The following is a 1,830-nucleotide window of genomic DNA, read 5'->3' on the forward strand; positions in this document are numbered from 1 at the left end:
GCCCCAGGATGTGATGAGCCGACATCGAGGTGCCAAACTCCTCCGTCGATGTGGACTCTTGGGAGGAATAAGCCTGTTATCCCCGGAGTACCTTTTATCCGTTGAGCGATGGCCCTTCCATACAGAACCACCGGATCACTATGACCTGCTTTCGCACCTGTTCGACATGTACGTCTCACAGTTAAGCACGCTTGTGCCATTGCACTCTGTGCGCGATGACCGACCGCGCTGAGCGTACCTTTGCACTCCTCCGTTACTCTTTGGGAGGAGACCGCCCCAGTCAAACTACCCACCATACATTGTTCCCAGCCCGGATAACGGGCCGAGGTTAGAACTCCGAAATTGTCAGGGTGGTATTTCAACGTCCCCTCCACGAAAGCTAGCGCCTCCGCTTCATAGGGTCCCACCTATCCTACACAAACAAGTTCAAAGTTCAGTGTAAAGCTGTAGTAAAGGTTCACGGGGTCTTTCCGTCTTTCCGCAGCTACGCCGCATCTTCACAGCGATTTCAACTTCACTGAGTCTCGGGTCGAGACAGTGTGGCCAGCGTTACGCTTTTCGTGCAGGTCGGAACTTACCCGACAAGGAATTTCGCTACCTTAGGACCGTTATAGTTACGGCCGCCGTTTACCGGGGCTTCGATCAGGAGCTTCGCCTTGCGGCTGACCCCATCAATTAACCTTCCGGCACCGGGCAAGCGTCAGACCCTATACATCCACTTTCGTGTTCGCAGAGTCCTGTGTTTTTGGTAAACAGTCGCAGCCACCGATTTCGTGCCTCCTCTAACTGCTTCGTGGAGCAAGTCCACTAACAACCAAAGGAATACCTTCTCCCGAAGTTACGGTATCAATTTGCAGAGTTCCTTAACCCGAGTTCTCTCAAGCGCCTAAGCAGATTATCTGCTCACCCACCAGTGTCGGTTTACGGTACGGTCAGTTACCACCTGAAGCTTAGAGGCTTTTCCTGGAAGCGTGGCATCGGCTAACTCGGGGACCGAAGTCCCCTCGCACTCGGCTCTCTGGATAAATGTCGGCGGATTTTCCAACCGACAATCCCTACGACCTTGGACGGTGCATGCACCGCCTAACCTAGCCTTCTCCGTCATCCCATCGCAGTGATACCTGGTGCAGGAATATTGACCTGCTTTCCATCGACTACGCCTTTCGGCCTCGCCTTAGGAACCGACTCACCCTGCGCCGATTAACGTGGCGCAGGAAACCTTGGGTTTTCGGCGAACGGGTTTTTCACCCGTTTTAACGTTACTCATGTCAGCATTCGCACTTCTCATACCTCCAGCATGCCTCACAGCACACCTTCGCAGGCTTAGAGAACGCTCCCCTACCGCGTACGCGCCCGAAGGCACGCACACCCATAGCTTCGGTACTCGGCTTGAGCCCCGTTAAATCTTCCGCGCGAGCCGACTAGACCAGTGAGCTATTACGCTTTCTTTAAAGGATGGCTGCTTCTAAGCCAACCTCCTGGCTGTCTATGCCTTCTCACATCGTTTACCACTTAGCCGAAATTTGGGGACCTTAGCTGATGGTCTGGGTTATTTCCCTTTTCACGATGGACGTTAGCACCCACCGTGTGTCTCCCGAGCATTACTTCTGGGTATTCGGAGTTTGCAAGGAGTTGGTAGACCGAGGTGGTCCCCTTCTCCTAACAGTGCTCTACCCCCCAGAGTATTCACTCGAGGCACTACCTAAATAGCTTTCGGGGAGAACCAGCTATCGCCAGCCTTGATTAGCCTTTCACTCCTATCCACACATCATCGACGCACTATTGCAACAGTGGTTCGTTCGGGCCTCCAGCCAGTGTTACCTGGCCTTC

At 53.7% G+C, this 1,830-nt stretch carries 1 rRNA gene; it reads right to left on the reverse strand.

Annotated elements, in window-relative coordinates:
* A 23S ribosomal RNA gene (locus VFQ05_17025) occupies positions 1-1,830 on the reverse strand; the annotation flags it as partial.

It is taken from the genome of Candidatus Eisenbacteria bacterium (assembly GCA_035712145.1).
GTDB lineage: Bacteria > Eisenbacteria > RBG-16-71-46 > RBG-16-71-46 > RBG-16-71-46 > DASTBI01.